Origin of the sequence: Mesonia maritima, from assembly GCF_042433895.1 — a bacterium.
In the GTDB taxonomy this organism is placed as follows: Bacteria; Bacteroidota; Bacteroidia; order Flavobacteriales; family Flavobacteriaceae; genus Mesonia; species Mesonia maritima.
In genome coordinates this window covers 743,922-770,709 of sequence record NZ_JBHLUA010000012.1, presented here as the reverse complement: position 1 = coordinate 770,709, position 26,788 = coordinate 743,922, and the positions used below count along the sequence as shown (strand labels likewise).

General features: G+C 34.1%; 28 protein-coding genes. 11 read left to right on the top strand and 17 right to left on the bottom strand.

The features are described from left to right. The first annotated feature begins 45 nt into the window (after positions 1-45). The 6 genes from ACFFGL_RS10415 to arsM all read left to right on the top strand — a co-directional run bounded on the left by ACFFGL_RS10415 (position 46) and on the right by arsM (position 4,408). A complete protein-coding gene (locus tag ACFFGL_RS10415; protein WP_309726278.1) occupies positions 46-381 on the top strand; it encodes an arsenosugar biosynthesis-associated peroxidase-like protein in 336 nt (111 codons plus the stop codon). A gap of 79 nt (positions 382-460) precedes the next feature. Then, a complete protein-coding gene (arsS, locus tag ACFFGL_RS10410) occupies positions 461-1,519 on the top strand; it encodes an arsenosugar biosynthesis radical SAM (seleno)protein ArsS (RefSeq protein WP_309726280.1) in 1,059 nt (352 codons plus the stop codon). Positions 1,520-1,536: 17 nt separating this feature from the next. Then, entirely contained in the window at positions 1,537-2,019 is a 483-nt protein-coding gene (locus ACFFGL_RS10405; protein ID WP_378928403.1) for a rhodanese-like domain-containing protein, read from the top strand. Beyond that, complete coding sequence (locus ACFFGL_RS10400; RefSeq protein WP_309726286.1) at positions 2,020-2,628, top strand: TIGR04282 family arsenosugar biosynthesis glycosyltransferase; 609 nt, start codon at positions 2,020-2,022, stop codon at positions 2,626-2,628. Then, the gene (locus ACFFGL_RS10395) at positions 2,625-3,443 is read left to right on the top strand and encodes a purine-nucleoside phosphorylase (RefSeq protein WP_309726288.1); all 819 of its coding nucleotides are present in this window, start codon (positions 2,625-2,627) and stop codon (positions 3,441-3,443) included. The genes ACFFGL_RS10400 and ACFFGL_RS10395 overlap by 4 nt, the downstream gene beginning before the upstream one ends. After that, positions 3,440-4,408, top strand: coding sequence for an arsenosugar biosynthesis arsenite methyltransferase ArsM (gene arsM, locus ACFFGL_RS10390; protein WP_309726289.1), 969 nt, complete (start codon positions 3,440-3,442; stop codon positions 4,406-4,408). Before ACFFGL_RS10395 ends, arsM begins: the two co-directional genes overlap by 4 nt. A 160-nt stretch (positions 4,409-4,568) precedes the next feature. Here arsM and greA read toward each other — a convergent pair whose 3' ends face one another. Further along, positions 4,569-5,045 (bottom strand): transcription elongation factor GreA, encoded by a 477-nt coding sequence (greA, locus tag ACFFGL_RS10385; protein WP_309726291.1) that lies wholly within the window; start codon positions 5,043-5,045, stop codon positions 4,569-4,571. A gap of 117 nt (positions 5,046-5,162) precedes the next feature. Here greA and ACFFGL_RS10380 point away from each other — a divergent pair, with 117 nt between their 5' ends. Next, positions 5,163-5,594 (top strand): hypothetical protein, encoded by a 432-nt coding sequence (locus ACFFGL_RS10380; protein WP_309726293.1) that lies wholly within the window; start codon positions 5,163-5,165, stop codon positions 5,592-5,594. Positions 5,595-5,597: 3 nt separating this feature from the next. Here ACFFGL_RS10380 and ACFFGL_RS10375 read toward each other — a convergent pair whose 3' ends face one another. From ACFFGL_RS10375 to ACFFGL_RS10360, 4 genes are all read right to left on the bottom strand, one after another. After that, complete coding sequence (locus ACFFGL_RS10375) at positions 5,598-6,605, bottom strand: MBL fold metallo-hydrolase (RefSeq protein WP_309726295.1); 1,008 nt, start codon at positions 6,603-6,605, stop codon at positions 5,598-5,600. 9 nt (positions 6,606-6,614) lie between these two features. Then, entirely contained in the window at positions 6,615-7,517 is a 903-nt protein-coding gene (locus ACFFGL_RS10370; protein ID WP_309726296.1) for a helix-turn-helix domain-containing protein, read from the bottom strand. 72 nt (positions 7,518-7,589) lie between these two features. Further along, positions 7,590-8,348 (bottom strand): SDR family NAD(P)-dependent oxidoreductase, encoded by a 759-nt coding sequence (locus tag ACFFGL_RS10365; protein ID WP_309726298.1) that lies wholly within the window; start codon positions 8,346-8,348, stop codon positions 7,590-7,592. Positions 8,349-8,497: 149 nt separating this feature from the next. Next, a complete protein-coding gene (locus ACFFGL_RS10360) occupies positions 8,498-10,897 on the bottom strand; it encodes a TonB-dependent receptor (RefSeq protein WP_309726300.1) in 2,400 nt (799 codons plus the stop codon). Between the two features lie 292 nt (positions 10,898-11,189). On the opposite strand from ACFFGL_RS10360, the gene ACFFGL_RS10355 reads away from it, so the two are divergent. Beyond that, on the top strand, positions 11,190-13,766 hold the full coding sequence (locus tag ACFFGL_RS10355; RefSeq protein ID WP_309726302.1) for a hybrid sensor histidine kinase/response regulator: 2,577 nt from the start codon (positions 11,190-11,192) through the stop codon (positions 13,764-13,766). A gap of 149 nt (positions 13,767-13,915) precedes the next feature. Here the strand turns inward: ACFFGL_RS10355 and ACFFGL_RS10350 are convergent, their stop codons facing one another. From ACFFGL_RS10350 to ACFFGL_RS10315, 8 genes are all read right to left on the bottom strand, one after another. Then, the gene (locus tag ACFFGL_RS10350) at positions 13,916-15,259 is read right to left on the bottom strand and encodes a sigma-54-dependent transcriptional regulator (protein ID WP_309726304.1); all 1,344 of its coding nucleotides are present in this window, start codon (positions 15,257-15,259) and stop codon (positions 13,916-13,918) included. Between the two features lie 124 nt (positions 15,260-15,383). Further along, the gene (locus ACFFGL_RS10345) at positions 15,384-15,695 is read right to left on the bottom strand and encodes a hypothetical protein (RefSeq protein WP_309726306.1); all 312 of its coding nucleotides are present in this window, start codon (positions 15,693-15,695) and stop codon (positions 15,384-15,386) included. 190 nt (positions 15,696-15,885) lie between these two features. Then, complete coding sequence (gene arfB / locus ACFFGL_RS10340; RefSeq protein ID WP_309726308.1) at positions 15,886-16,290, bottom strand: alternative ribosome rescue aminoacyl-tRNA hydrolase ArfB; 405 nt, start codon at positions 16,288-16,290, stop codon at positions 15,886-15,888. Continuing rightward, on the bottom strand, positions 16,287-17,792 hold the full coding sequence (locus tag ACFFGL_RS10335; protein ID WP_309726310.1) for a DUF4301 family protein: 1,506 nt from the start codon (positions 17,790-17,792) through the stop codon (positions 16,287-16,289). The genes arfB and ACFFGL_RS10335 overlap by 4 nt, the downstream gene beginning before the upstream one ends. Then, complete coding sequence (locus ACFFGL_RS10330) at positions 17,789-18,361, bottom strand: ATP-binding protein (protein WP_309726312.1); 573 nt, start codon at positions 18,359-18,361, stop codon at positions 17,789-17,791. The genes ACFFGL_RS10335 and ACFFGL_RS10330 overlap by 4 nt, the downstream gene beginning before the upstream one ends. Then, positions 18,322-18,954, bottom strand: a complete 633-nt coding sequence (gene pnuC, locus ACFFGL_RS10325; protein WP_309726314.1) for a nicotinamide riboside transporter PnuC — start codon at positions 18,952-18,954, stop codon at positions 18,322-18,324. Before pnuC ends, ACFFGL_RS10330 begins: the two co-directional genes overlap by 40 nt. Next, on the bottom strand, positions 18,938-19,198 hold the full coding sequence (locus ACFFGL_RS10320) for a thiamine-binding protein (RefSeq protein WP_309726316.1): 261 nt from the start codon (positions 19,196-19,198) through the stop codon (positions 18,938-18,940). The genes pnuC and ACFFGL_RS10320 overlap by 17 nt, the downstream gene beginning before the upstream one ends. Before the next feature lie 3 nt (positions 19,199-19,201). Then, the gene (locus ACFFGL_RS10315; RefSeq protein WP_309726318.1) at positions 19,202-19,843 is read right to left on the bottom strand and encodes a 4'-phosphopantetheinyl transferase family protein; all 642 of its coding nucleotides are present in this window, start codon (positions 19,841-19,843) and stop codon (positions 19,202-19,204) included. 63 nt (positions 19,844-19,906) lie between these two features. Here ACFFGL_RS10315 and ahcY point away from each other — a divergent pair, with 63 nt between their 5' ends. Further along, positions 19,907-21,223 (top strand): adenosylhomocysteinase, encoded by a 1,317-nt coding sequence (gene ahcY / locus ACFFGL_RS10310; RefSeq protein ID WP_309726321.1) that lies wholly within the window; start codon positions 19,907-19,909, stop codon positions 21,221-21,223. A gap of 149 nt (positions 21,224-21,372) precedes the next feature. Here the strand turns inward: ahcY and rpmA are convergent, their stop codons facing one another. From rpmA to ACFFGL_RS10295, 3 genes are all read right to left on the bottom strand, one after another. Further along, on the bottom strand, positions 21,373-21,633 hold the full coding sequence (gene rpmA, locus ACFFGL_RS10305) for a 50S ribosomal protein L27 (protein ID WP_309726323.1): 261 nt from the start codon (positions 21,631-21,633) through the stop codon (positions 21,373-21,375). Positions 21,634-21,660: 27 nt separating this feature from the next. Beyond that, the gene (rplU, locus tag ACFFGL_RS10300) at positions 21,661-22,158 is read right to left on the bottom strand and encodes a 50S ribosomal protein L21 (protein ID WP_309726325.1); all 498 of its coding nucleotides are present in this window, start codon (positions 22,156-22,158) and stop codon (positions 21,661-21,663) included. Between the two features lie 105 nt (positions 22,159-22,263). Then, a complete protein-coding gene (locus ACFFGL_RS10295; protein WP_309726327.1) occupies positions 22,264-22,746 on the bottom strand; it encodes a DUF4199 domain-containing protein in 483 nt (160 codons plus the stop codon). Positions 22,747-22,929: 183 nt separating this feature from the next. Between ACFFGL_RS10295 and ACFFGL_RS10290 the strand changes: the two genes are divergently transcribed. Together ACFFGL_RS10290 and ACFFGL_RS10285 are read left to right on the top strand one after the other, a co-directional pair. Continuing rightward, positions 22,930-24,255 carry a M16 family metallopeptidase gene (locus ACFFGL_RS10290; protein WP_309726329.1) on the top strand — a complete coding sequence of 442 codons (1,326 nt, stop codon included), beginning with the start codon at positions 22,930-22,932 and terminating at the stop codon, positions 24,253-24,255. A gap of 20 nt (positions 24,256-24,275) precedes the next feature. Beyond that, on the top strand, positions 24,276-26,342 hold the full coding sequence (locus ACFFGL_RS10285; RefSeq protein ID WP_309726332.1) for a M16 family metallopeptidase: 2,067 nt from the start codon (positions 24,276-24,278) through the stop codon (positions 26,340-26,342). 75 nt (positions 26,343-26,417) lie between these two features. On the opposite strand, the gene ACFFGL_RS10280 is transcribed toward ACFFGL_RS10285, so the two are convergent. Further along, positions 26,418-26,783, bottom strand: coding sequence for a hypothetical protein (locus ACFFGL_RS10280; RefSeq protein WP_309726334.1), 366 nt, complete (start codon positions 26,781-26,783; stop codon positions 26,418-26,420). Positions 26,784-26,788: the final 5 nt, after the last annotated feature.

Below are 26,788 nucleotides of genomic sequence, written 5' to 3'. Positions count from 1 at the left end.
TAATTTATATTGATGAATGCTTACATTTAACTAAAAAGAAATTGTATGGCTAAATCTTATTACGATCCGACAGACTTAAGAAAGTTTGGTGAAATCACAGAATGGAGCGAAGAACTCGGTGAAAAATTTTTTGATTACTACGGGAAAGTTTTTGAAGAAGGCGCACTTTCTGCTCGAGAGAAATCACTTATCGCTTTAGCTGTTTCCCATGTGGTAAAATGTCCTTATTGCATTGATGCTTATACCAAAGACGGTTTACAACGCGGAATTACAAAAGAAGAAATGATGGAAGCCGTTCACGCAGGAGCAGCTATAGAAAGCGGTGCCACGCTTGTGCACGGCGTACAAATGATGAATAAATACAAAAAGCTTTCGATGTAAAGTCATTACATCCAAAACGCTAAAATTATCGTTATATATTATTGAAAGCTTTTTTTCAATCGATAACTCCTGAATTTTCATGAAGACAAAAAAATCGTTACACGCCAGAAAAAGTGAACTTTCCAATCCGGTGAAACAGTTAGAGTTTCTTAGTAATGGGTTGTTTGCCGAAGGCGATCTTCCAACGTTTAAAGAAAAATTATCGAAAACAAATGATGATCCTTTGCAACCTAAAAAACTGGAAATTCTTCAGCTAAATTTAGGGTATATGTGTAATCAAACATGTTCGCATTGCCACGTAGACGCTGGTCCAGATCGTAAAGAAATTATGACCGTCGATACAATGAAAGATTGCCTAAAAGCCATTGAACAAACCGGCGCACATACCTTAGATTTAACGGGTGGCGCTCCAGAAATGAATCCGAATTTTAGATGGTTTGTAGAAGAAGCTTCAAAAGTGGGGATTAAAGATTTTATTGTTCGCTCTAACCTGACCATTATTATGGCGAATAAAAAATATAACGATTTACCTGAATTTTTTAAAAAGCATAATGTTCACGTAGTGTCTTCGCTTCCGTTTTATAAACGCGAAAAAACCGATAAACAACGTGGAAAAGGAGTTTTTGATAGTTCTATAAAAGCCCTAAAAATGCTAAATGAAGTAGGTTACGGAAAAGAAGCCAGCGGATTAAAACTCGATTTAGTTTATAATCCTTCCGGCGCTTTTTTACCGACCAATCAAGAAGCGATGGAAAAAGATTTTAAGGAGGCACTTTGGGAAGATTTCAATATCGAATTCAACAATCTTTTTGCAATTACCAATTTACCCATTAGCCGATTTTTAGAATTTTTAATCGCTTCAGAAAATTACGAAGATTATATGTACGCGCTTGTCGATGCCTACAATCCGGCAGCGGTAAAAAATGTAATGTGTAGAAATACGCTTTCCGTAAGTTGGGATGGTTATTTATACGATTGTGACTTTAACCAAATGCTAGAATTAAAAGTGAATAGCAAGATAAAGCACATCAGCAATTATAACGAAGAAGAATTAACAAACAGAAATATTGTAATTTCACAACATTGCTATGGTTGTACCGCCGGTGCCGGAAGCAGTTGTCAAGGAAGCGTCGCGTGATGAAAAAAATACTACTTATGCTTTCATTTTTACCTTTTATAAGTTGTGCGCAACACAGCAACTTAAAAGAATTACTCGAAAGTAAAAATTCGGGTTCGGTGCCTTATATTTCTGTGGAACAGTTACAAATGGAAAGTAAAAATAACGCCCCTTTAGTTATTTTAGACGCACGTGAAGCGGAAGAATATCAAGTTAGTCATCTTCAAAACGCAAAATTCGTAGGTTACAAAAATTTCTCTGCTGAAAAAATTACAAAACAAATCCCTGATAAAAATACGCCAATTGTGGTGTATTGTTCATTAGGTGTTCGTTCAGAGAATATTGGCGAAAAACTTCAGAAAGCCGGATATACGAATGTGAAAAATTTATACGGTGGCATTTTTGAATGGAAAAAGAAAGGCTATTTGGTGGTTGATTCCGAAGAAAAAGAAACCGAAAAAGTACACGCTTTCAATAAAAAATGGGGGAAATGGTTAACAAACGCTGAAAAAGTTTATTAAATGAACTGCAAAAAACTCCTACTCATTTTTACTAAAAACCCGGAATTGGGCAAATGTAAAACGCGTTTAGCAAAAACCATTGGCGATGAAGCTGCGCTTAAAATTTATCGCTATTTATTACAACATACCGCAAAAATCACACAATCGCTTTCAGTCGATAAAAGAGTTTATTATTCCAATAAAATTCTTAAAAATGATAATTTTTCAGCTGAACTTTTCGATAAAAAAGTTCAACAAGGAAAGGATTTAGGAGAAAAAATGGCGAATGCTTTTCGAGAAGGTTTTCAAGACGGTTATGAAGATATTGTAATTGTAGGAAGCGATTTGTTTGAACTTTCGCAAACCGATATCGAAGAAGCATTTTCAGCTTTAACGACCAGCGATGTTGTTCTTGGTCCCGCAAAAGATGGCGGTTATTATTTATTAGGAATGAAAACTTTTCTTCCTGAATTATTTCAGCAAAAAAAATGGAGTACTTCGCATGTTTTAAAAGATACGCTTGCCGATTTGCAGGATAAAAACGTAACTTTAATTTCCGAAAAAAACGATATAGACGAATATAAAGACATGGAAAATATTCCTGTTTTACAACAACTTTTAAATTCATGAGATACATAGAACAAACCGTAAAATATTTACGCACCAAAGGTTTTGAAGACCCCGAAGTAGGAATTATTCTTGGCACCGGACTTGGGAAATTACTAGAAGAAGTAAAAATTTTAGCCGATGTAAGTTACAATCACATTCCGAATTTCCCGACCGCGACTGTAGAATTTCATAAAGGACATTTAATTTTTGGTGAATTAGGAGGCAAAAAAGTAGTGATCATGCAAGGTCGTTTCCATTTATATGAAGGGTATGGTTTTCAAGATGTTACATTTCCAGTGCGAATTATGCATCGTCTAGGAATTAAAAAACTCTTGGTTTCTAACGCTGCAGGTGCTATAAATCCAGATTTTAAAAAAGGAGAATTAATGCTTATTGACGATCATATTAATTTACAAGGCGGTTCGCCCTTGGCGTTTAAAGGAGTTTCGCAATTCGGTGAACGTTTTGTAGATATGAGCGCACCGTATGATGAAAAAATAAATAGCAAAATTGAAAAAATTGCGAAGGAAAATAACATCAATTTACACAAAGGCGTTTACGCTTCCGTTGTTGGACCACAATTAGAAACTCGCGCCGAATATCGTTATTTAAAAATTATTGGTGCCGATTCTGTTGGAATGAGTACCGTTCCTGAAGTAATTGTTGCCAATCACCTCAACCTTCCGGTAGCTGCCGTTTCTGTTTTAACAGACGAATGCGACCCCGATAATTTGCAACCGGTGGATGTAAAAGAAATTATCGCGATGGCAGAACAAGCCGAACCGCAAATGATAACACTTTTTAAAGAATTAATTAAAGCCGTAGAAGTAGCATGAGTTATTTAGAAACTACCAAGAATGTCTATAAAGATGCAGCCTTAACACCTGATGTTGGCTTGTGTTGCACCACAAATCCTGTTTGGGAATTACCGGGATTAAAAATTCCGAAAATTATGCAGGAAATGAATTACGGTTGTGGAAGTACTGTTCATGCCCGAGATTTGGTGAATAACCCTAAAACCTTATACGTTGGTGTTGGCGGCGGAATGGAACTTTTACAATTCGCCTATTTTTCAAGACAAAAAAATGGAGTAATCGGGATTGATGTGGTTGATGAAATGCTAGAAGCTTCCCGAAAGAATTTTAAAGACGCAGAAAAAGTGAATCCGTGGTTTAAAAGTGATTTTGTTGATTTAAGAAAAGGCGATGCGCTTCACCTTCCGGTGGAAGATAATTCGATTGATGTTGCCGCTCAAAACTGCTTATTCAATATTTTTAAAACCAAAGAATTGAAAAAAGCCATTGCAGAAATGTACCGTGTTTTAAAACCACACGGAAGATTGGTAATGAGCGACCCAATTTGTGAACAAGAAATGAACGAAAATTTACGCAATGATGAAAGGTTACGCGCCTTATGTTTAAGCGGAAGTTTACCCCTCGCTGAATACGTAAAAATGCTAACCGATGCCGGTTTCGGAACTATAGAAATTAGAGCAAAAAAACCGTACAGAATCTTAGATCCTAAAAATTACCCCACAGAAGAGTTAATTTATATCGAAAGTATTGAAGTTGCCGCCATTAAAGACCCAATGCCGGAAGATGGTCCGTGTGTTTTTACCGGAAAAGCAGCAATTTATTTTGGAGAGGAAGATTATTTTGATGATAAAAAAGGACACGTTTTGTTAAAAAACCAACCCCTTGCCGTTTGCGATAAAACTGCTGAAGCTTTAACCAATTTAAATAGGAATGATATTTTTATAAGCGAATCTACCTATCATTATGATGGCGGCGGTTGCTGTTAAAAATAAAACGTGATGTTGAATTTATTTCAGCATTTCATCTACCAAATCATTAATCAATAGTATCAACTGAAATCTATGATTCAATGTATTTTAATCAAATTCAGGTTAAAAAAAAGCCTTTTCGAATGAAAAGGCTTTTTCATTTACTTTTCTTATAAAATTACTCTCTCGTAATTTCTAGAATCTCAAAAGTCATTGTTCCGTTAGGCACTTGAATATCGGCTTTATCACCTACTTTTTTTCCTAATAATCCTTTTCCGATAGGAGAATCTACCGAGATCTTGCCCGATTTTAAATCGGCTTCACTTTGCGCAACCAATTTATATTTTACTTCCATCCCGTTGCTCAAATTCTTTATTTTCACATTGCTATGAATTAATACTTTTGAGGTATCTAATTGTGATTCGTCGATAACGCGTGCGTTTGCTACAACTTCTTCCAGTTTAGAAATTTTCATTTCTAATAATCCTTGTGCTTCTTTGGCAGCATCGTATTCGGCATTTTCACTTAAATCTCCTTTATCTCGAGCATCGGCTATGGCTTGCGAAGCTCTTGGGCGCTCCACATCTTTAAGCTGATTTAATTCGGCTTTTAATTTTTGTAATCCTTCTGCAGTATAATAAGATACTTTACTCATGACTTCTTCGTTTATATATACAAAAAGAATCCCACTTGCATGGGATTCAGCTAAAACAAATATAATAAATTTTAGCAAGCTTAACAATCATGTTATCTTGCAGCTCAAATTTTTATGATGAAAAAAATAATTTTCAGTTTTTTGGTTCTTGCGCTTTGTTTAAGTTGCAGTAAAGATGATAATCGAAAAGATAATCCGTATTTATTTGATTTGAATTTCAGCGTAGTAGTTGATTTAAGTTTACCACAATACAACGGTTTAAATTTTCCTTCAAATCCGGTTTATATAGGAAATTATGGTCACGGAGGAATTATAATTATGAATACCGGGTCTAATTATGTTGCTTTTGACGCAGCAGATCCGAATCACGTTCCTAAAAATTGCTCTACGTTAGAAATTGATGGTTTAGAAGGAACTTGCCAATGTGAAGATCATAATAAATACAATTTAATTACCGGGCAGTTTGTAGAGGGTGAAAATTTGGAATATACATTATATGCTTACCGCGTAACCGATAACGGAAATGGAACCTTAACGGTTAGTAACTAACAATCAATCTAAATTTTCCCACCATTTAGTTGTTGGATAATTTTCACCGAGTACCAAGGGTTCGCCAACTCTAGGAGTAGCTAGTTGTATTTCAGAATTTTCAGTTGCCTTTAGTAATCGTTCGATGGGTTCTTTCCAAGGGTGATGTGCCAGAGCAAATTTTGCCCAATGGACCGGGAGAATATATTTAGCTTGAAGTGTTTCTGCTATTTTTAACAACTCTTTCGGGAAGGTATGAATATGAGGCCAGTATTCACCGTATTGCCCACATTCTAAAATAGCTAAATCAAACTGACCAAAGGCATCACCAATTTGCTGAAAATGATTACCAAAACCGGAATCTCCACCTAAAAAAAATCGGTATCCGAACATTTCTAAAACATAAGAAGACCAAAGTGAAGCATTTCTTTTTAAACCTCTCCCTGAAAAATGTCTTGCCGGAGTGGCCGTAATCTGAAATTCTGAAGAAATTTCTGCACGCTCGCCCCAATCGAGTTCTGTTATTTTCTCTGAAGAAATTCCGTAGCTCAACAAATCTTTTTTTACTCCTTTTGGAACTATATAGTTCTTGGTTTTTGCTGCTAAGCTTTTCAGGCTTTTCTTATCTAAATGATCGTAATGATTATGGGTTTGAATATGATAATCGATGATAGGCATGTCTTCTACTCCGTAATTATTAGCTCCGGCAAAAGATTTGATCATGAACGGAAAAGGAGAAGCATACCCGCAAAACACCGGATCTACTAAAATATTGATTTTTCTATATCGAATTAAATAAGAAGAATGTCCAAACCATACGATAGTAGGTTTCTCAAAAGCTAGGTTAATCAAATCGGTTTTGACTATCGGAATTTCCGAACTTGGTTGTACATTTTTCGGCTTTGAAAATTGCTTCTTTAAAATTTTAAAGACTGAAGCTTCTTCCGCCATTTGTGGGGTTTCTTCTATGTTTTGAAATACTCCATCTTTGACTACAGAAGAAGTTATATTAGGGTTTTTTATTATTTTCATGGAATGGTTTTAAACATTTCGAAATCCGTTAGGAGTTAGTTTTTCATTCTTCTTAAAGAATTTGATGAAGTAAGAAGGGTCTTCAAAACCTAAACTCCAAGAAATTTCTGCAATCGTCCAGTTGGTGTGTTTTAGCAATGCCCTGGCTTCTAACACGAAGCGTTCAGCAATCAGTTGTGAAGTGGTTTTACCGGTCGTATTCTTTAAAACCTTATTGAGATAATTGCTATGAATATTTAATTGCTTCGCAAAATCACCGGGCGTTCTTAAATTTATTTTCTGTTGAATGGATTCTATAGGAAACTGACGTTCTAACAATTCTGCAAATAGAGAAGTAATCCTTTCGGAAGCATTAGAAATAGTTTTGTCTTCACTTTCAAGTTTTGCCGGACGCATTTTTAAAGCGGTATGAATCAATTCAAAAACCAAATTTCGCAATACATCATATTTATAGACATATTCAGAATTTATTTCGGCAAACATATTTTTATAAATCTGTTGAATTTGCAAGAACTCTTCATCGCTCAACGAGAGTATGGGTGTGCCATTGGTTTGAAATAAGGGATAATCTTTAAAATTACCGAAATCCTCAAAAAAAGTTTCCGTAAATACACAAAAAGCTCCGGTTTTATCTTCGGAAAGCGGTTCCCAATTATAAGGAATTTGTGGGTTGGCAAAGAGCAACATATTATCTTTAACCTTTAGGGTTCTATCGGCGTAATGCACCGTGTTTTCACCAGAAATAAGGCTTATTTTGTAATAATCTTTTCGACTATAGGGCATCGCTTTAGAAGTTCCAAAATAGTCGTTTAGATTAAAAACATTAAACTCACCAATCTTTTTTAAAAAATCACTTGGTAAAATTCCTAGTTTTTTTCTGTAAAATTCTTCTAAGCTGGTCGTCTTTTCCATCATTATAAATTTAGACTTAAAGGAAAAACCCACAAAGTAAATTGTGGGTTTATTATAAAAATTGATGAGCGATTAAATGTTTTGCCCGCCGGAAACCTCTATACGTTGGCCGTTAATCCATTTTGCATCTTCGGTACAAAGAAAGGTAACGACTCCACCGATATCATCCGGTTGACCTACTCTACCAAGTGGAATTTGACTACTGACTATTTTGTTTACTTCTTCATTATCTCTTACTAAACCACCCCCAAAATCGGTTTCAATAGCTCCCGGAGCAATCACATTAGAACGAATACCACGTTCTCCTAATTCTTTTGCTTGATAACGGGTAAGTGATTCCACTGCGGCTTTCATCGCTCCGTAAGCACTGTAACCGGGCATGGTAAATCGAGCCAATCCGGAAGAAATATTTACAATTCCACCCTCATTATTGAGTATAGGCAGTAATTGCTGTGTTAGAAAGAAAACGCCTTTCAGGTGAATATTAACAAGTTTATCGAATGTATCTTCAGAAGTTTCTACAAAGGCTTCATTGATTCCCACTCCGGCATTATTGACTAAAAAATCAATTTTTTTCGTATTAAATTCTTCTGAAAGTACCCTTTTTAGTTTTTCTTGAAAATTGAGAAAACCTGATGTATTTGAAGAATCTAACTGAATTGCTGCTGCCTTTTGCCCCTTACCTTTTATTGCAGAAACCACTTGATGGGCTTCTTCTTTATGCTGATGATAGGTTAGGATAACATCTAAACCTTTTTCAGCTATTTTTAGAGCCATATTTTTTCCTAATCCACGACTTCCACCGGTAATTAAAACTAATTTGTTATTCATTTTTTTCTTATTTTTTATTACGGTACAAAAGTATGATGGAGACGCTAGGTTGGTATAGTGCTATTCAAACCAAGGATGGTAAAATTCAAACAAAAAAGGCTTTCCGTTTCCAGAAAGCCTTTGCGTAAATAGGTTAGTTAGTTATTAATTTAAAACTTCAATGTCGCGCCTACTAAATAATTTCGAGTGGCTTGTGGATAATAACCTGCTCCACCAAGGGTTTGAATACTTCCATTATCATTTTCTACATCATAGGTATAGAAATATCCGTTAGAAATATATTCTACATCAAAAATATTATTTATTAACCCTGTAAATACAATTTCTTCAAAAAGAGGGGCGTCTGCCCACACATATTGAATATTGAAATTATTTATAAAATAAGCGTCTAATTTAGAGCCTTCTAATTCTAAATTGCTCATATATTGTTCTCCTACATATTTTGATAATAAATTAAGCTGAAAGTTTTTTACCGGCGAAACCCGAATCATATTTCCTGCAACGATGGCAGGAGAAAATGAAATATCGGTATTGCCGAAATTTTGCTGACTTCCGTTATAAAAAGCTACAAAGTCTTTGTTTTTATTTTGACTTACTGTAATATTTGGGCGAATTGCCAACCATTTATTCACCGCAATAGTCGCGTCTACTTCTAAACCTAAACGATAGCTTTCTCCACTGTTTTTTCGAATAGCAGCTCCTTCTTCATCGATCTCTCCGGTTAATACCAACTGATCTTTATAATTCATAAAATACAGGTTGGTATTTACTTGCGTTTTTTTAGATTTAAAACGCCAACCTAATTCATAATCTACTAATTGTTCTTCGGTAGGTGTTTTTTCTCCATTCTCAAAAGCATCTTCATAATCTGACCGTGAAGGTTCGCGATGAGCGACCGCTACTGAACCATATAATTGGTTTTTTTGATTAATTTGATAGGTTAAACCACCTTTTGGGTTGAAGAAAGAAAAATCGGCATCAATAGGAAAGTTTGCCACTTCCTGTGTCGGTCCATTTGCTTCGTAATTAATTGTTCTTAATTGTAAATCTCCGAAAGCAGCTAATTTATCAGTAATGGAAACCGTTGCTTTTCCGTAAATATTAAAATCGGTTTTTACAGCATTATTTTCATAAAACGGTTCATAAGGATCGTTATTTCTAGCAAAACGCGTGTAAATTACTTCTCCAAAATGATCGCCATCATAACGATTCCAGCCTCCGCCAAGAATTAAATCTAGAGCATTATCTTGATAATTTGCACTAAACGTTGTCCCGTAGAAATGATTATCTAACCAACTGGTATTTACTAAATCTGAGGTGGTTATTTCTTCTCCATTCGCCATAAATGGTTCTAAACCAAATTCTGAAAAATCGGCATCTTCTTCATATTCTTCATAGTAACCTTTCCCTCGTGTATAATGAAAAGCTAAGTTAGATGACCAGTTTTTATTATAGGTTTGATTCCATAAAAGCTGATAATGATCTTGTTGATAATTATCGGTTTGGTTATCATAAAACTGTTCGTTGCCTTCTTCATCAAAGTAAATTCCGGCAGGATTATATCTTCTCCCTCTTTCATTAATGGTCGATTGCTCCACACCATACCAAGCTTGATAGGTTCGTTCTTTTCCACCGAACATTAAAGCTTTCACTAGCGTTCCCTCATTTACATAAGTTCCTTGTAAAAAATAGGATTTTAATTCAGATTCTGCTCGATCGATATATCCATCGCTTTTGATTTGTGAAGCACGACCTGCAAATTCCCAATGGTCATTGAACAAACCTGTACTAAATTTCGCGGTATGTTTACGCGTATTGTAAGAACCGTAACTGTTCGCAACTTCAGCATACGCTTCTTCGCGATAACGATCGGTTAAAATATTAATACTTGCACCAAATGCTCCCGCCCCGTTAGTAGAAGTTCCTACTCCTCGTTGCAATTGCAGATTTTGGGTAGAAGAAGCTAAATCACCTAGATTTACCCAAAAACTTCCCTGGCTTTCAGCATCATTATAAGGGACACCGTTTATAGTTACGTTGGTTCTTGTCGCATCGCTACCTCTCACACGAATTGCAGTATAACCTACGCCATTTCCGGCATCGGTTGTAGTGACGGTTGAAGGCATATATTGCATAAGCACGGGAATATCTTGCCCTAAGTTGCGCTCTTCGATTTCATCATTTGTTAAATTGCTGTAGGTAATAGGTGAATCGGCATCTACTCGAATGGAGGATAAAAACACTTCATCTAATCGTTCTTTAACGTCGGTTAAATCTACATTTAGTGTTTGGTTCTCAGTTAAATTTACTTCAATGGTTTTACTGTTTCCGTACGAGAATTTAATTTGATAATTTCCTGCAGGAAGTTCTAATTGGTACTTCCCGTCTAAATCGGTAATTGTACCGTCTCCGGTTTCTTGAACTAGAACGTTTACACCGGGTAAACTTTCTTGATTGCTGGTTACTTCTCCTTTTAAAATAAATTGTTCTTGGGCTATAGAATACCAACTACAAAGTAAGAAGCTTGCGAAAAATAATACGTTTTTCATCCGTAATAAAAATTTTACGAATAAAAGGGGCGATTATTCTTGGTTTACAAATTAATTAAAATAAAAAATCCTGATACAAACTTCGCTTAAAGTTTAGATCAGGAGTACATACACAGAAAGTCGCTAGCAAACTTTCTATATTCCCTTGGCAGCATTACCCGCCCAGGTTCTTTGGGTATGATCTCAGCCTTTCGGCACCCCTTTGAGATTTGCGGCAAAGCTAATTCTTATTTTTTAATTTACAATAATTTTAAGGGCTTTTATGAGCAAGCATATTTAAATTTGAAGTATCGTGAAAAGCACTAAGCAATCTATAACCTTTAAAGTATTGACCGGCTATATTTTATTGTCGGCCATAGCGGTACTTACCGTTTGGTTTGTATATAATAAAATTATAAACTTATCTGAAGCTAACACGATCGGAAATGAAAATAATAAGCGCTTACTCTTAGTAAGTGAAGCTGTAACGAACCTTTACGTCGCAGAAGGAATTAGCAGAAATATTATTCAAAATGAACGATCAGAAGATCTTTCTAAATTTAATGCGCAATTAGATACCATCTCTTTTATTGTCGATTCTTTAAAACACACCTATTCTAACGATGAAATTATTCCTGAATTAGACAGTATAAATGAATTGCTGAATCTAAAAAAACAAAACTTAATAGATTTATTAGCGCTACGGAAGCAAAACAGCACGAATAATTATTATGATCGCGTGCTCACAGAACTCGAAAAAACCAATTACCTTTTTGAAGACGATAATTACAATGAACGCTTAAAAGAGTATAAGCCTTATATTAGAAAAGTATTGGTGAAATATTTAGAATATGCCAAAGAAGATAACGCAAATACATTAACACAACAATCTGCCGATTCGCTTATTAATTCGATGAAGACAGTACTTACCAGACTAGAAACCGAAGAACGTTTATACCAACAAAATGTAATTAATAAAGAAAATGCGCTGTTAGAAAATGACAGAAACCTTTCAGCTCAACTGCGAAATCTACGTGCCGAAATTGAACAAGAAGAAGTACAAAAATCGGTTAGTCAAGTTGCAAAATCCAGAGCAATTATAGAAGATACCTCCAATTTAATTATTGTATTAGGAATTGCCTGCATGCTCATTATTTTATTATTTGTGGTCTTAGTTTTAAAAGACACCAATAGAAGTCAGCGCTATCGTACCGAATTAGAAAAAGCAAAATTGTATGCAGAAACCTTATTAAAACAACGGGAACAATTTACAGCCACAATTACACACGATCTCAGAACTCCTCTAAATACCATTTCGGGATATTCAGATTTATTAACTAAAACCGAACTTACCGAAAAACAGGCTCATTACTTAGATCAGCTTAAAAAATCTTCAGTTTATATCTTGCATCTGGTAAACGATTTATTAGATTTTTCCAAACTGGAAGCCGGCAAAATGGCAATAGAAAAATTACCCTTTAATCCTAAAAATGTAATCTACGAAAGTATAAATGGCGTAATACCGAGTGAGGATAACAAAGAGCTGGAGTTAAAAATTACAATAGCTGAAGATTTAGACCAAAATTTTTTAAGTGATCCTTTTCGGATTCAACAAATTTTAACCAATTTAATTGGAAATGCATACAAATTCACCTCCCAGGGTTTTCTTAAGATTGAAGCAAGCTTAGAAAATCTTCCTATAAAAAATAAACTCCCTCAAAATACGTCCAAAAACTCTCCAACAACAAAAGAGTATGCGAATATAAACACAAAACATACAACATTTAAATCTGGATCATCGAGTAAAATACCTCAAGTCAAGCCTCAGGATGTTAAACCCTTTGGCGGTGCCAATAAAACATTAAAAATTAGTATTGAAGATTCCGGGATTGGAATCACCCCAAAACAACAAAAAATTATTTTCGATGAATTCTCTCAGGCAAAATCTTCTATCGAAAAACAATACGGAGGTTCTGGCCTAGGTTTAGCAATTACCAAACGCCTGGTTTTATTATTAAATGGAAAAATTTACTTAGAAAGTGAAGTAGAAAAAGGAAGTAAATTTACGGTTGAAATTCCCATAGAAAATGCCAAGCAAACCTTTTCAACCCAAACAAAACATTTTCATTTAAAAAACGGAAAAAATAAAACTATTCTCATTGTTGAAGATGAACCTGCTCAATTAGCGTTGACCACTGAGATTTTAAAGCAAAATCAATTAAGTTTTGAAACCGCCACAAACGGAAAAGAGGCGCTTAAAAAATTAAAAAAACAACGGTTCGATCTTATTCTTTCTGATATTCAAATGCCAGAAATGAACGGTTTTCAATTTATTAGAAAACTTAAAGCTAACCCGAAAACTAATAAAATTCCGGTAATTGCACTTTCGGGAAGAAAAGAAATAAACCAAGAAATTTATACTGAAAAAGGCTTTGAAACAAACCTTATAAAACCTTTTCATACAAATGAACTTTTACAAGTAATCGCTGAAATTTTAAAGCTAACAATTGAAGAGCAAAACCCAACTACTTCAACCGCTAATGCTACAACCCAAATTTACAGTGTAGAAGATTTAAAGATTTTTACCGGCGAAGATGAAACCGCTCTAAATCTTATTATTACTACATTTATAGAAAACACAACTACAAATGTAGCGGACTTACAAAAAGCGGTGAATGAGGAAAACAACCCACAAATTGCTTTTTTAGCCCATAAAATGCTACCTATGCTTCGCCAACTGAAAGCAAATAATGTAGTAAAATACCTAGCTGATTTAGAGCAACAAAATGAGTTGAATCTTTCTTCTAATGAAGTAAGAAAACGTACTCAACAAGCTTTAAAAAATATTGAGGTTTTACTACAGAAATTAAAACAAGATTTTAAAGTTTAGAATATCCGTAATAGATGATAATGAAGTCTCGTCACCCTGAACTTGATTCAGGGTCTCATCTCAAAATTTTGTTTTTCAATGCAGTATGAGATTCCGGATCAAGTCCGGAATGACGAAAAGACCAAGTATTGCAAATTGCGGATAATCAATTAAAGTTTAATATTGTACTGTTTTAATTTGTTATAAAGTGTTTTGCGGTCTATAGCTAATATTCTCGCGGCTTTACTTTTATTCCCGCCGGCTTTTTCAATAGCGTCTCTAATGAGTTCTTCCTCATTTTTATTTTTAAACAAGCTATAGTTTTTTTCTTCTTCAAGATTTTCCTCTAACAAATGCGCAGGTAAAACTTTTTTCTGAATTAATTTTTCTTCACTTAATAAAACCGCTCGTTTAATTACATTTTGCATTTCTCGCAAATTTCCCGGCCAAGAATATTGACTAAAAATTTCACTAGTTTCATCTGAAAATCCTACACTATTTTTTTCCAATTCCTTATTAGCTTTTTCAAGAAAATAATCGGCAAAAATCATTAAATCTGCTTTCCGATTTCGCAAAGGTGGAACCTGAATGCTAAATTCATTTAACCGATGATAAAGATCTTCTCTAAATTCACCATTTTCAACAGCTTTCTTTAAATCTTCATTGGTTGCTGCAATTACCCGAATATCAACCTCAATTTCAGTATTGCTTCCCACCGGTTTAATTTTTCTCTCCTGCAATGCACGTAAGAGTTGAACTTGTAATTCGTAACTTAAATTCCCAATTTCATCTAAGAATAAAGTCCCGCCATTTGCCGCTTCAAAATGTCCGGTTTTATCGTTTACCGCGCCGGTAAAAGAACCTTTTATATGACCGAAAAATTCACTCGAAGCAATCTCTTTAGGAATCGCACCACAATCTACGGCCACAAAGGCTTTTCCAGCGCGTTTACTTTGATCATGAATATTTTTAGCAACGTATTCTTTACCGGTTCCGCTTTCCCCAATAATTAATACAGACATATTGGTAGGTGCGACCAATTTAATATAATCGTTTAATTTTTGAGAAGCATCACTTATTCCGCTTACATAACTAGAGTTACCTTTCTTATTCTCTGAAGTTTTTTCTTTTTTTGGTGTAGGTGTTTTTTCTTCTCCATCTGAAAGAGCAAGTTGCATAGTTTGCAACATTTTTTCAGGATTTACCGGTTTCGATATATAATCGAACGCTCCATTTTTAATAGCATCCACCGCTAAATTCACTTCAGCGTAACTCGTCATTAGAATTACTTTTGTATGCGGGTGATTTTGTTTTAATTCTTCTAGAATAATATGTCCGTCTTGATCTGGTAAACGAACATCTGTTAATACCAAATCGAATTCTTTGTTGCTAATTTTTGAAAATGCTTTTTTTGCGGAATGGGCAACTTCAACTTGAAAATTTTTCTTTATAAGAAATGTTTCTAACATTTTGCAAAATGCAATATCGTCTTCTACCAATAAAACTTTAGGCATCAATAAAACTAGTTTTTACAAAATTAATCATTAAGTAGGCCTTCAGCTTTAAAAAATATCATAAAAAAAGAGGCCTATCGCTAAACCTCTTCTAAACTGACCGATATCAATTTAAGGAACTAACTTATTTTTTAATCCATTCACCTTTTGCATTCGCATAAACGGTTTTAGCTTCAGAAGCGCCTTCCATTTTCAGCATTAACTTATATTCCTTTTGATCGTTCATAAAAGCTTTAGCAATAGAAGCACCTTTAAAATCTTTTTCTACTGCTGAAGTTACAGCTTCTGGTAATTGACTTGCTTTAATTTCTTTAAATCCATCTTGCGTGGCCATTTCTACTTCCACAGTTTCTTGAGCTTGTGCACTTTGAGCGTTCATGTTTCCTGCAGTTAATACCATTGCTGCAGCAGCAGCTGTCATCAATAAATTTTTCATAGTTTAAATTTTATTTGTTGTTGTTACTTAAAGTCAATAACTATATAGAAAGTATGATGCCAACTAAAAATATTCAATATAATATACTTATTATCAATTATTTAAATAATATATTCGGATTCAATGGTTTTGTAGAATCTTTAATTTCCCACACCACAAGTGTAGAAAAATTACACACATTTTTAAAAACTTATAGAAGTGGATTTTTGCGGTTTGCCTTTTTATCGGCTTGACGCTTTTTATTTTGAAGTCTTTTTAATTTTGATTTTTTTGAAGGTTTTGTTTTTTTGCGCTTTCGCGGAATTTTTAATCCATCTTCTAAAAGTCGCAAAAAGCGGGTTTGAACAATTTCTTTATTTTTATGTTGACTCCGCGTATGGTCTGAAGAAAGTTGTAAAATCCCTTCTTTGGTAATTCTGTTTTTTAATTTTTGCTGAAGACGTTCTTTTTCTTCTTCAGAAAATAAAGCAGATTGAGATAAGTTCCATTCTAATAAAATTTTTGTGCTGGTTTTATTCGCGTGTTGGCCGCCGGGACCGCCGCTTAAAACCGCTTTAAAATTTAGTTCAGCCAGAAGTTGATCTTTATTTTTCATCTCTGATGACTTGGCTTTAAAAGATCGTTCACCGTTTTTACAGGATTAAACGTATGACTGGGAACTTCAACAAAAATCGTATTCCATTTTGCCATTGCTCCATTCCAAAGTCCCGGTAATTCTAAGGCTTTTATTTTTTTTCCGTCTATTGATTTTTCTGAAATAAAGCCTTGTTCCGGAGCTGAAAATTCATTTAAATCGAATTTCTCTCCTTTATAATTTTTTATTCCGCATACTAAATCTACCGGATTAAAATGGGTTGCTTTTTCTTGAATTTCGGCTTGTTTAGGATTATTTAAATCCATTTGCGCGCTTTCTACAATTTGAAGACTAATTTTTCCATCTTCACCTTTTATCCAAAACGGTCCGCCACCTGGAGCGCCTTCATTTTTAACCATTCCGCAAATGCGAATAGGTTTATTCAAATGATTTTTTATCGCTTCAGCAGAATTAAATTGCTTGATAAAACCGAATTTATTTTTTACAAACTTCCGAGCTTTATCGGCTAATTCTTCAGAAAAGCCATCTTTATCCAGTTCAGTTAAAAGTTGAAAAATTTCATGTTGTGTTTGTAGTAAAAATCCCGCAAGCATTTTTTTATAATTCGCTATTTCGGGTAAAAATTTTCTTTTTACCACATTATCGATATTTTTAATAAAAATGATATCCGCTTCAACTTTATTTAGGTTTTGCAATAATGCGCCGTGACCGGCTGGACGAAAAACCAGCTGATTATTTGTATGGCGAAATGGCGTATTATCTAAATTTACGGCAATTGTGTTGGTACTTTTTTGCTGAAAAGAATAATCGACCTCAAACGCACAATTATTTTCTTGTTCTAACTGATTTTTTTGTGTTTCAAAAGCGTGTTGAAATTTTGGTAAATGTTCTTCTGTTACTGTAAAATGTAGTCTTGCTTTTCCGTTGGTTTCGGCGTAAATAGCGCTTTCATAGAAATGTTCTATAAAAGGTGAAGTTGTAGAATCTTTATGTTTATGAAAAGGAATTAGTCCTTTTGGGAGCTTTCCAAAATTTAATTTTTCTGTTGAAAGAAGTGTTTCTAAATATAAAAGATCGGTTGGCTTCGATTCGTTTGTAGGAAGATTTTCTAAAACTTTTTCGTGAAAAGGTAGTTTCTCTTTATTTTCTAGAAGTTGTTTTACCTCAGCATATTTGGGTTTATCAAGTATTTTTTGAAATGGTTTCTTTTCCGAAGTTAATTCTTCTAAAAAATTAAATACTTTTTTAAACATTCTGGTAGCCGCGCCACTAGCCGGAACAAATTTTACAAGTTTTAATTCTTTTTTTTCACTATCGAAATACGATATGAATTTTTCCTTTTCTTCTTCAGTAATTGAAATGATACCGTTTTTTAAAGTAGCCGAAATAATTAAATTTATGGGCGGAATTCCACTTTTAAAGGTTTCTAACTGATTTAAAAGTTGTGTGGTAGTTAGGTTTTCTTCGTTTATCTGCTTCTGGTCTTTTTCTGTAAAATTCATGCGTTTTCGTTCTTCAATAGCTTATCAATTACATTTACAGCTTTTTTTAATCGTTCTTCTAAAGTTCCATTTATAATTACGTAAGGAAGATTTTTTTGTTTTAATATTTCTTTAAAATGAACGAACATTTCTTCACGTTCATGCGGTTTATCACGTAAATCGTCTTCTTCCCAAGGGACGTCTATATAGGTTAAAAGATATAAATTGTATTTGTGTTTACCAATATACTTTTTTAAAGTTTCATTTTCAAAATTTTTATAATACACTTTTCCGTATGCATAAGTTTGCAGCACGTTTGTATCGCAAAAAAGGACTTTATTAGCGGTTTTGCTTAGTTTATTTTCAGCAGAAATTTGTCCTTTCGCAATAGGAATTAAATCTTCTTGAGCACAAATCTCATTACATTCATCGTATTTTTTTTGCAAATATTCTCGTGCGAATTCTGGCACCCAATTGGTTTGGTAATGTTCTGCCAGTTTTTTTGCTAAAGAGGTTTTTCCGGTTGATTCTGGACCAAACAGTACAATTTTTAAACAGTCTGCAGGTTTTTGTTCAAGAGTTTTTTCCATGAATAGTATCCGTAAATTGCAATAATTGTCATAATTAAATAAAGAATAGCGCTAAAAATTAAGCCTTTGTAAATGTAAAGTGGTACAGAAATAAAATCGCCCACAATCCAAAGCAGCCAATTTTCAATTTTCTTTTTTGCCATGAACCACATTCCTACAAAGAATATTCCCGTGGTTAGAATATCGGTATAAGAGACCCAGTTTTCCCATTTATCAAAAAATTCATACACAAGACTTACACCCAACATTGTGCCGAAAAAAATTCCTACGGCTTTCAATTGTTCTTCTCTGGTTGTTCTTGTAATTGGCGTGTAATGGTTTTTATCTACTTTTCGACTCCAAATATACCAACCGTAAATACTCATAATTACGTAATAGGCATTTATAATCATATCGCCTAATAAGCCATAAAAAATAAGAATGTAAACGGCTATTGCCGTACCTATCAAACCGGTAGGATAGACTAAAATATTATTTCGTTTTGAAAAAACTACGCTTAAAATCGCGAAGAAAACTCCTATGAGTTCTAATACTACAATATGTGTTGGAGTTCCGTCGTATTGCGAAAAAAGCCAATCAAAAATTTGGTTCATAATCGCTTCGGTCAGATTTTACGATTTTTATGTATAGAAGTCCGCGTTCAACTGACTCTAGGGCAAGTTTCATTTCTTTGGTGAGCATCTTCATCACTTTTTCATAATCACCATAAACTTGCGTACTCAACGGATTTTCTTTTACTGTAAATCCTGAATTTCTTAACGATTTAATGAAATTTATAATTGCAGGTTCGTAATTATCCTGAATTGGCGTAAAGGTTAATTCAACTGAAATATTCATTATTTAAAATTTGTTTTTTTCGGTTTGAACGTAAACGCACGTAAAGCCTTCAAACTCTAAGTAGTTTATATGATAATTGCTCTTTTTTCCTTGGAAATTCACTACTGCGGAAGTCTGGTTTTCTTCAAAATTAAAATCTTTCACGTTTATATGATGAAGAAATAACAAACCGGGAATACCTAATAATTTATAAATCGACTCTTTCGCGCCCCAAACAATCGTGAGTTTTCTAATTAACGCTTCCTCATTCGCCAGGGTGTGATATTCTTCTAACGGCGTAAATTTATGCGCAATTTTAAGAATTTTCTCCCGTTGTTTTTCAATATCAATTCCAATAGGTTTTTTGCTGATGATAATTCCGGTAAACTCAAAAGAATGTGTAATCGAAATATAATTATCGTCTCTTAAATGCGGCTTTCCTTGCTCATCGTAATACAAATCGCTATCGGTATAACCAGCTTCTGCCATTAAATGCCGAATGCTCATAAAACCTCTTCGGTGCAAATCAGATTTCATGCTATCAACGCGTTGTTGGCAATGCTCGGTTAATTTCACATCGTTACACAACCATTGATAAGATTCTTCTATCTTCCAAATGAGGACTTTAGTAGCTTCATCAACTGTTATTGTTTTGTAAAGAGCCATAAGGTTTAATAGATATTACGTATTTTTGCACTTAAAGAATTGCTTAACGACAAATATAAGAATATGAGTACGAAAACAGTGCCTTACACGGCGTATAAAGTAAAAGATATTTCCTTAGCAGATTGGGGAAGAAAAGAAATTGAGCTAGCTGAAGCTGAAATGCCGGGCTTAATGTCACTTCGTGAAGAATATAAAGAAGAGCAACCTTTAAAAGGTGCAAGAATTGCCGGTTGTTTACATATGACAGTACAAACCGCAGTTTTAATTGAAACGTTAGTTTCGCTTGGCGCAGAAGTTACGTGGAGTTCTTGTAATATTTTCTCTACCCAAGATCACGCAGCAGCAGCAATTGCAGCAGCGGGAATTCCGGTTTATGCTTGGAAAGGAATGAACGAAGAAGAATTTAACTGGTGTATAGAACAAACTTTATTTTTTGGGGAAGAACGCAAACCTTTAAATATGATTCTTGATGACGGCGGCGATTTAACTAACATGGTATTAGATGAATATCCTGAATTAGCCAAAGCTATTAAAGGCCTTTCTGAGGAAACGACCACTGGAGTTCACCGTTTATACGAACGTATGAAGAACGGAACGCTTCCAATGCCGGCAATTAACGTAAACGATTCGGTTACCAAATCTAAATTCGATAATAAATACGGATGCCGCGAAAGTGCAGTTGATGCTATTAGACGTGCAACTGATGTTATGCTTGCCGGAAAACGCGTAGTAGTTTGCGGTTATGGCGATGTTGGAAAAGGTACGGCGCAGTCTTTTAAAGGCGCAGGTTCTATTGTTACGGTTACAGAAATCGATCCTATTTGTGCGTTACAAGCTGCCATGGACGGATTTGAAGTGAAAAAATTAGAAACCGTTTTACCAAAAGCTGATATTGTAATCACCACGACTGGAAATAAAGATATTGTTCGAGGAGAACATTTTGAAGCCATGAAAGACAAAACGATTGTGTGTAACATCGGTCATTTTGATAATGAGATAGCAGTTTCTTGGTTAAATGAAAACTACGGCGATACTAAAGATGAAATAAAACCGCAAGTTGATAAATATACAATCAACGGGAAAGATATTATTCTTTTAGCTGAAGGAAGATTAGTAAACTTAGGTTGTGCAACAGGTCACCCGAGTTTTGTAATGAGTAATTCATTTACTAATCAAACCTTAGCGCAAATTGAGTTATGGAATCGTTCTGAGAATTATAAAAATGAAGTGTATATGTTACCTAAACATTTAGATGAAAAAGTGGCTAAACTTCATTTAGAAAAAATTGGTGTAGAGCTAACCGAATTAAACGAAGAACAAGCTAAATATATTGGAGTTGAAGTAAACGGACCTTTTAAACCGGAATATTACCGTTACTAAGTTTTTTCAATAAATTATTTTCATATAAAAAATCCCTTTTCAATTAAATTGAGAAGGGATTTTGTTTTTTTGAAGTTTCAAAAAAAATGTGCGAAAAAAAAGCCTTTAGAAAATTCTAAAGGCTTTTTAAATTCTTAAAAGAAAAAAAATTAAGCTTCAAACGGTTCAATAGAAACGTAAGATTTGTTATTTCTCTTTTTAGTAAATTTTACAAGACCGTCTACTTTGGCATGTAATGTATGATCTTTACCTGCATACACATTCTCACCTGGATTATGTGCAGTACCTCTTTGTCTTACAATGATGTTTCCTGCAACAGCAGCTTGACCACCAAAAATCTTAACGCCTAATCGTTTCGATTCTGACTCTCTACCGTTTTTAGAACTACCGACTCCTTTTTTATGTGCCATCTTCTATAAGTTTTTAGTAGGTTAATATTATTTGCTTAAAGCTTCGATTAACTCAGCTTTTTTCATTGAAGAATAACCTTCAAGTCCTTTTTCTTTCGCCATTTCTTTAAGCTCTGCTACAGTGTGCTTGCTTAAATCTTCATTTGAAGAAGACTCTTTTGTCTCTTTTTTGGTTTCAGATTTTTTGTTTTCAGAAGAAGATTTCTTTCCTCCTTCAACATTAATGTCACCAATAACAATTTCTGTTAATGATTGACGGTGACCGTTCTTAACGCGGTAACCTTTACGTCTTTTCTTTTTAAAGATAATTACTTTATCTCCTTTTAAGTGACGTGTAATTTTTGCTCCAACAAGAGCTCCTTCTATAACCGGGGCGCCTAAAGTAACGTTATCTCCGTCTCCGGTAAGAAGAACTTTATCAAAAGATAAACTATCACCTTCTTTACCATCTAAACGGTTAACGAAAACCTTTTGGTCTTTCGCAACTTTAAATTGCTGCCCTGCTATCTCTACAATTGCGTACATAGCGTAACGTTTAGTTAAAATTAATTATTCAAAAATGAGTGCAAATATAACTCTAAATAATTAAACAACAAACGTTTCAAAAAATATTTACTTTTATTTTGCGTCTTAGCTAGACTTCTCTTCAGAAAAGGTGTGCTTTTTCCCCGCTTTTGTGTTCCAACTGTCTTTAAATAATTGCATAAAAGATAAAGTTAATACTAGCGTTGTAGCAAATCCCATTACGGCTACCACAAATAGCAATAAACCTAAACCGGTGCTGTAGTCTGCCTCCCAATTATTCAATAAATCATTTGCAAAATCGTTATCAATATTACTTGCATAAATCCCGAAGAAAACTGTAAAAATTAGGGTAGCAAGAAAACCGGTTGTTAATCCCGTCATAAACCCTTTTTGGTATTTAAATTTTTCCTTTTTATGTGCGCGATAACTTTTAATCGCATAATAAATTCCCACTCCTGTAATTAAACCATTTACTAAACTGAAAATAGGTTTAGTATGCAATCCTACGGCAGATAAGAGTAAAAAGTAAATGATTAATAGGATACTTATACCAAAACCATATCGTAAAGAAATTGCTTTATTTTTCATAATATTTTGTTTTTTCTCATGTAAATTTCATAAAAAATACTCAAAACAAATAATAAGAGCTTGTTAATTTTACTTAAAATATAATGAGAAGCCTGTCTTTCAGCTAAAATAAATGAAGGAAGTTTGTAACAATTCAGTATTTTTGAAGTCAAATATCTTGAAACAACTAAATAATTTTTAAAAATGATTAAAAAAATTAGCTCAGCGGCCATTGCTCTGTTTTTTTCTTTCGCAGCTTTCGCGCAAGAAGTAGAATTTACAGAGTATGATTTAGATAATGGCCTTCACGTAATTTTACATGAAGACGACACCGCACCGGTAGTTACTGTTGGTGTAATGTACCACGTAGGTGCAAAAGATGAAGAAGAAGGAAGAACAGGTTTTGCACATTTCTTCGAACATTTACTTTTTGAAGGAACTGAAAATATAGAGCGTGGAGAATGGTTTAATATTGTTGCCGCCAATGGTGGAAGCAATAACGCAAACACTACTCAAGACAGAACGTATTATTATGAAACTTTTCCTTCAAATAAACTAGAATTAGGTTTATGGATGGAATCTGAACGTATGATGCATCCTGTAATTAACCAAATTGGAGTAGACACTCAGAATGAAGTTGTTAAAGAGGAAAAAAGAACTCGAATAGACAACGCTCCTTACGGTAAAATTATTTACAGTACAGGAATTAGTCCGTATATGTTCGACAAGCATCCTTACAAAAATTCTGTAATCGGAACGATGGAAGATTTAGATGCAGCGCAGTTAAATGAATTTAAAGCTTTCTTTAGCAAATACTACGGCCCGAATAATGCGACTCTTGTAGTAGCTGGAAATATCGACAAAAACGAGACCAAAGAAATGATTAAAGATTACTTTGGACCTATAAAAGCAAAACCAGAAGTTACGCGTGTAGATATTCAAGAAAAGCCAATTCAAGAAACAATTACCGCAACTGAATATGATGACAATATTCAAATCCCTGCAAAACTATTTGTTTACAGAACTCCTGGAATGGCAGAGCGCGATGCTTACGTACTTGATATGATCTCTTCTATTTTAACCGATGGAAAAAGCTCTCGTATGTATAAAAAAATGGTAGATGAAGACAAAGAAGCTTTACAAGTTTTAGCATTTAACCGTTCACAAGAAGATTACGGTTTATATGTGATTGGTGCATTGGCAATGGGAGAAACTAAATTAGAAACTCTTGCTAATTCAATGGATAACCAAATCGATAGACTTCAAAACGAATTAATTTCAGAAGAAGAATATCAAAAACTTCAGAACAATTTTGAAAATAGATTTGTAAACTCTAACAGTAGCGTTCAAGGTATTGCAGCTTCTTTAGCAACTTACAACATGCTTTACGGAAATACAGATTTAATTAACGATGAAATCGAAATTTACCGAAGCATCACTAGAGAAGAAATTAAAGAAGTGGCTAATAAATATTTAAATGAAAACCAACGTTTAAGTTTAGATTATTTACCAACTCCTGAAAATAAATAACAACAACAAAATAATTATATATGAAAACTAAAATAGTTTCACTATTCATACTATGCTTAATGGTTATGGGAGCTCAAGCTCAAATAGACCGTTCTAAGCAACCAGAACCGGGTCCCGCGCCTAAAATTAATTTAGGAAAACCAAGATCATTTACCTTAAATAACGGACTAAAAGTTATGGTGGTAGAAAACCATAAACTTCCACGCGTAAGAGCAAGTTTAGTTATTGATAACAAACCTCATTCTGAAGGCGACAAACAAGGTGTAAAATCACTTTACAGCGCAATGATGGGTAACGGAACTGAGAAAATGACAAAAGATGAATTTAACCAACGAGTTGACTTTTTAGGAGCAAATGTTGGTTACGGTTCAGAAATGGCATACGCTAGTTCACTTTCTAAATTTTTTCCTGAAGTTTTCGGTTTAATGGCACAAGGGCTTTTACAACCAAAATTCACACAAGAAGAATTTGAAACACAAAAAGACCGTTTAATCGAAGGGTTAAAATCAAACGAAAAAAGTGCAGGAGCTATTGCTAGCAATGTTAGTGGAGCCTTAGCGTTTGGTAAAAACCACCCTTACGGGGAATTTGAAACTGAAGAAACCGTTGAACGTGTAACTTTAGAAGATGTAAAAACTTATTACCATAATTTCATTTCACCTAAAAATGCATATTTGGTAATTTTAGGAGATATAGATTACAGCGATGTAAAAAAATTAGCTAAAAAAGAATTAGGAGATTGGTCTGCAGACGTTCCACCTTCAGCTAGTTTACCAACTGTTACACCGGCGCAATACACACAAATCGACTTTATTGATGTTCCAAACGCAGTTCAGAGTGAATTAAGATTACAAAACACCGTAGATCTTGAAATGAAAGATGAAGATTACTTCCCTGTTTTAGTAGCGAACCAAATTTTAGGAGGTAGCTTCGGAAGTTATTTAAATATGAACTTACGTGAAGAGCACGGTTATACATACGGAGCAAGATCATATACCGGAGCAGATAAATATGCAAGTCGTTTTCAAGCTTCTGCAAGTGTTAGAAACGCGGTAACCGATAGCGCTGTTGTTGAATCTTTAAAAGAAATTAACCGTATTCGAAACGAAAAAGTTTCTTACGAAGATCTAAGCAATGCTAAAAATAAATTTGCCGGAGATTTCGTATTGCGTTTAGAAGATCCTTCTACGATTGCAGATTATGCGTTAAACATTGAAACCAATGATTTAGATGATGATTTCTATGAGAAATTTCTTCAGAAAATAAACGCGGTAACACCGGAAGATATTCAGCGAGTTGCTAAAAAATACTTCAAAACCGATAAAATGCAAATTGTTGTTGCAGGAAAAGGAAGCGAAGTTGCCGATAACTTAGAAAATGTAACGGTAAATGGAAAGAAAATTCCTGTACGTTATTATGATAAAAAAGGAAATTTAGTTGAAAAACCTGAATACAGCAAAGCTGTTCCAGAAGGTGTAAGTGTTGAAACAGTTTATAACGATTACATTAAAGCTATCGGTGGAAAAAAAGCAATAAGCGATGTTAATTCTGTAATGATGCAAGGAAGCGCTACTGTTCAAGGAATGCCATTAACCCTTACAATGAAAGAAACTAAAGATGGAAAATCATCTCAAGTAACGAAAATGAATGGCATGACGATGAGTAAACAGGTTTTTGATGGTAAAACTGGTTATGCAGAAGCACAAGGACAAAAAATGGATTATACCGAAGAGCAAATTGCTGAAGCGAAGAAAAATGCTGGTTTATTTCCAGAACTAGAAACCCCAAAAGATGCAACTCTTACTGGTATTGAAAAAGTTGATGGAAAAGATGCTTATGCAGTTTCAACTTCAGAAAATAGTAAATCTTATTATAGCGTAGAAAGCGGTTTGAAACTTCAAGAAAGCAATACTGTTTCTCAAGGTGGGCAAACTATGACCACTTCAACTAAATATGATAATTATAAAGAAGTAAAAGGGGTTAAATTTCCACATACAGTAATTCAGTCTTTTGGCCCTCAAGAAATTAAAGTTGACATGACTGAAATTAAAGTTAATGAAGGCGTTAGCGACGCTGATTTCCAATAAAATTTCATTCTAATAACAAAAAAGCCGGTTTATAAAAACCGGCTTTTTTTATTTTATAATTTTCGAAAAGATATTTTAAATCGATATATTTCCGATTGAAAATGGAACGTTAGCATCTGAATAATTTCTTACAAATCCATAATTATTCGTTTCTAAATCTTGGACTGAACTTTTAGTACTTCCTTTAAAACCATCGTTACAATCTACTTTTAGATTCAATCTTTCAATTTTTCCGTTTTTAAAAAATCTACTTTCTGAAAAGTCTACCATAATATTTTTTTCAGTTTTAAATTCAGAAGCGATTTTGGTTAATTCTTTTTCAGTTGTATTTTCCGTTATAAGTAAATACACTTTTCCAGAATCCGTTGAGTATTTGGTTGACTTCTCTTCAGCACAACTCATCAAGAAAATGCTCATTAATAGTAAAATTATCTTTTTCATCAGTT

Excerpts from the sequence above, each read along its gene's own strand:
- ACFFGL_RS10415 (WP_309726278.1), top strand. The coding sequence starts at position 46 with ATGGCTAAATCTTATTACGATCCGACAGACTTAAGAAAGTTTGGTGAA.
- arsS (WP_309726280.1), top strand. The coding sequence starts at position 461 with ATGAAGACAAAAAAATCGTTACACGCCAGAAAAAGTGAACTTTCCAAT.
- ACFFGL_RS10405 (WP_378928403.1), top strand. The coding sequence starts at position 1,537 with ATGCTTTCATTTTTACCTTTTATAAGTTGTGCGCAACACAGCAACTTA.
- ACFFGL_RS10400 (WP_309726286.1), top strand. The coding sequence starts at position 2,020 with ATGAACTGCAAAAAACTCCTACTCATTTTTACTAAAAACCCGGAATTG.
- ACFFGL_RS10395 (WP_309726288.1), top strand. The coding sequence starts at position 2,625 with ATGAGATACATAGAACAAACCGTAAAATATTTACGCACCAAAGGTTTT.
- arsM (WP_309726289.1), top strand. The coding sequence starts at position 3,440 with ATGAGTTATTTAGAAACTACCAAGAATGTCTATAAAGATGCAGCCTTA.
- greA (WP_309726291.1), bottom strand. The coding sequence starts at position 5,045 with ATGAGTAAAGTATCTTATTATACTGCAGAAGGATTACAAAAATTAAAA.
- ACFFGL_RS10380 (WP_309726293.1), top strand. The coding sequence starts at position 5,163 with ATGAAAAAAATAATTTTCAGTTTTTTGGTTCTTGCGCTTTGTTTAAGT.
- ACFFGL_RS10375 (WP_309726295.1), bottom strand. The coding sequence starts at position 6,605 with ATGAAAATAATAAAAAACCCTAATATAACTTCTTCTGTAGTCAAAGAT.
- ACFFGL_RS10370 (WP_309726296.1), bottom strand. The coding sequence starts at position 7,517 with ATGGAAAAGACGACCAGCTTAGAAGAATTTTACAGAAAAAAACTAGGA.
- ACFFGL_RS10365 (WP_309726298.1), bottom strand. The coding sequence starts at position 8,348 with ATGAATAACAAATTAGTTTTAATTACCGGTGGAAGTCGTGGATTAGGA.
- ACFFGL_RS10360 (WP_309726300.1), bottom strand. The coding sequence starts at position 10,897 with ATGAAAAACGTATTATTTTTCGCAAGCTTCTTACTTTGTAGTTGGTAT.
- ACFFGL_RS10350 (WP_309726304.1), bottom strand. The coding sequence starts at position 15,259 with ATGCCTAAAGTTTTATTGGTAGAAGACGATATTGCATTTTGCAAAATG.
- ACFFGL_RS10345 (WP_309726306.1), bottom strand. The coding sequence starts at position 15,695 with ATGAAAAATTTATTGATGACAGCTGCTGCTGCAGCAATGGTATTAACT.
- arfB (WP_309726308.1), bottom strand. The coding sequence starts at position 16,290 with ATGAAAAATAAAGATCAACTTCTGGCTGAACTAAATTTTAAAGCGGTT.
- ACFFGL_RS10335 (WP_309726310.1), bottom strand. The coding sequence starts at position 17,792 with ATGAATTTTACAGAAAAAGACCAGAAGCAGATAAACGAAGAAAACCTA.
- ACFFGL_RS10330 (WP_309726312.1), bottom strand. The coding sequence starts at position 18,361 with ATGGAAAAAACTCTTGAACAAAAACCTGCAGACTGTTTAAAAATTGTA.
- pnuC (WP_309726314.1), bottom strand. The coding sequence starts at position 18,954 with ATGAACCAAATTTTTGATTGGCTTTTTTCGCAATACGACGGAACTCCA.
- ACFFGL_RS10320 (WP_309726316.1), bottom strand. The coding sequence starts at position 19,198 with ATGAATATTTCAGTTGAATTAACCTTTACGCCAATTCAGGATAATTAC.
- ACFFGL_RS10315 (WP_309726318.1), bottom strand. The coding sequence starts at position 19,843 with ATGGCTCTTTACAAAACAATAACAGTTGATGAAGCTACTAAAGTCCTC.
- ahcY (WP_309726321.1), top strand. The coding sequence starts at position 19,907 with ATGAGTACGAAAACAGTGCCTTACACGGCGTATAAAGTAAAAGATATT.
- rpmA (WP_309726323.1), bottom strand. The coding sequence starts at position 21,633 with ATGGCACATAAAAAAGGAGTCGGTAGTTCTAAAAACGGTAGAGAGTCA.
- rplU (WP_309726325.1), bottom strand. The coding sequence starts at position 22,158 with ATGTACGCAATTGTAGAGATAGCAGGGCAGCAATTTAAAGTTGCGAAA.
- ACFFGL_RS10295 (WP_309726327.1), bottom strand. The coding sequence starts at position 22,746 with ATGAAAAATAAAGCAATTTCTTTACGATATGGTTTTGGTATAAGTATC.
- ACFFGL_RS10290 (WP_309726329.1), top strand. The coding sequence starts at position 22,930 with ATGATTAAAAAAATTAGCTCAGCGGCCATTGCTCTGTTTTTTTCTTTC.
- ACFFGL_RS10285 (WP_309726332.1), top strand. The coding sequence starts at position 24,276 with ATGAAAACTAAAATAGTTTCACTATTCATACTATGCTTAATGGTTATG.
- ACFFGL_RS10280 (WP_309726334.1), bottom strand. The coding sequence starts at position 26,783 with ATGAAAAAGATAATTTTACTATTAATGAGCATTTTCTTGATGAGTTGT.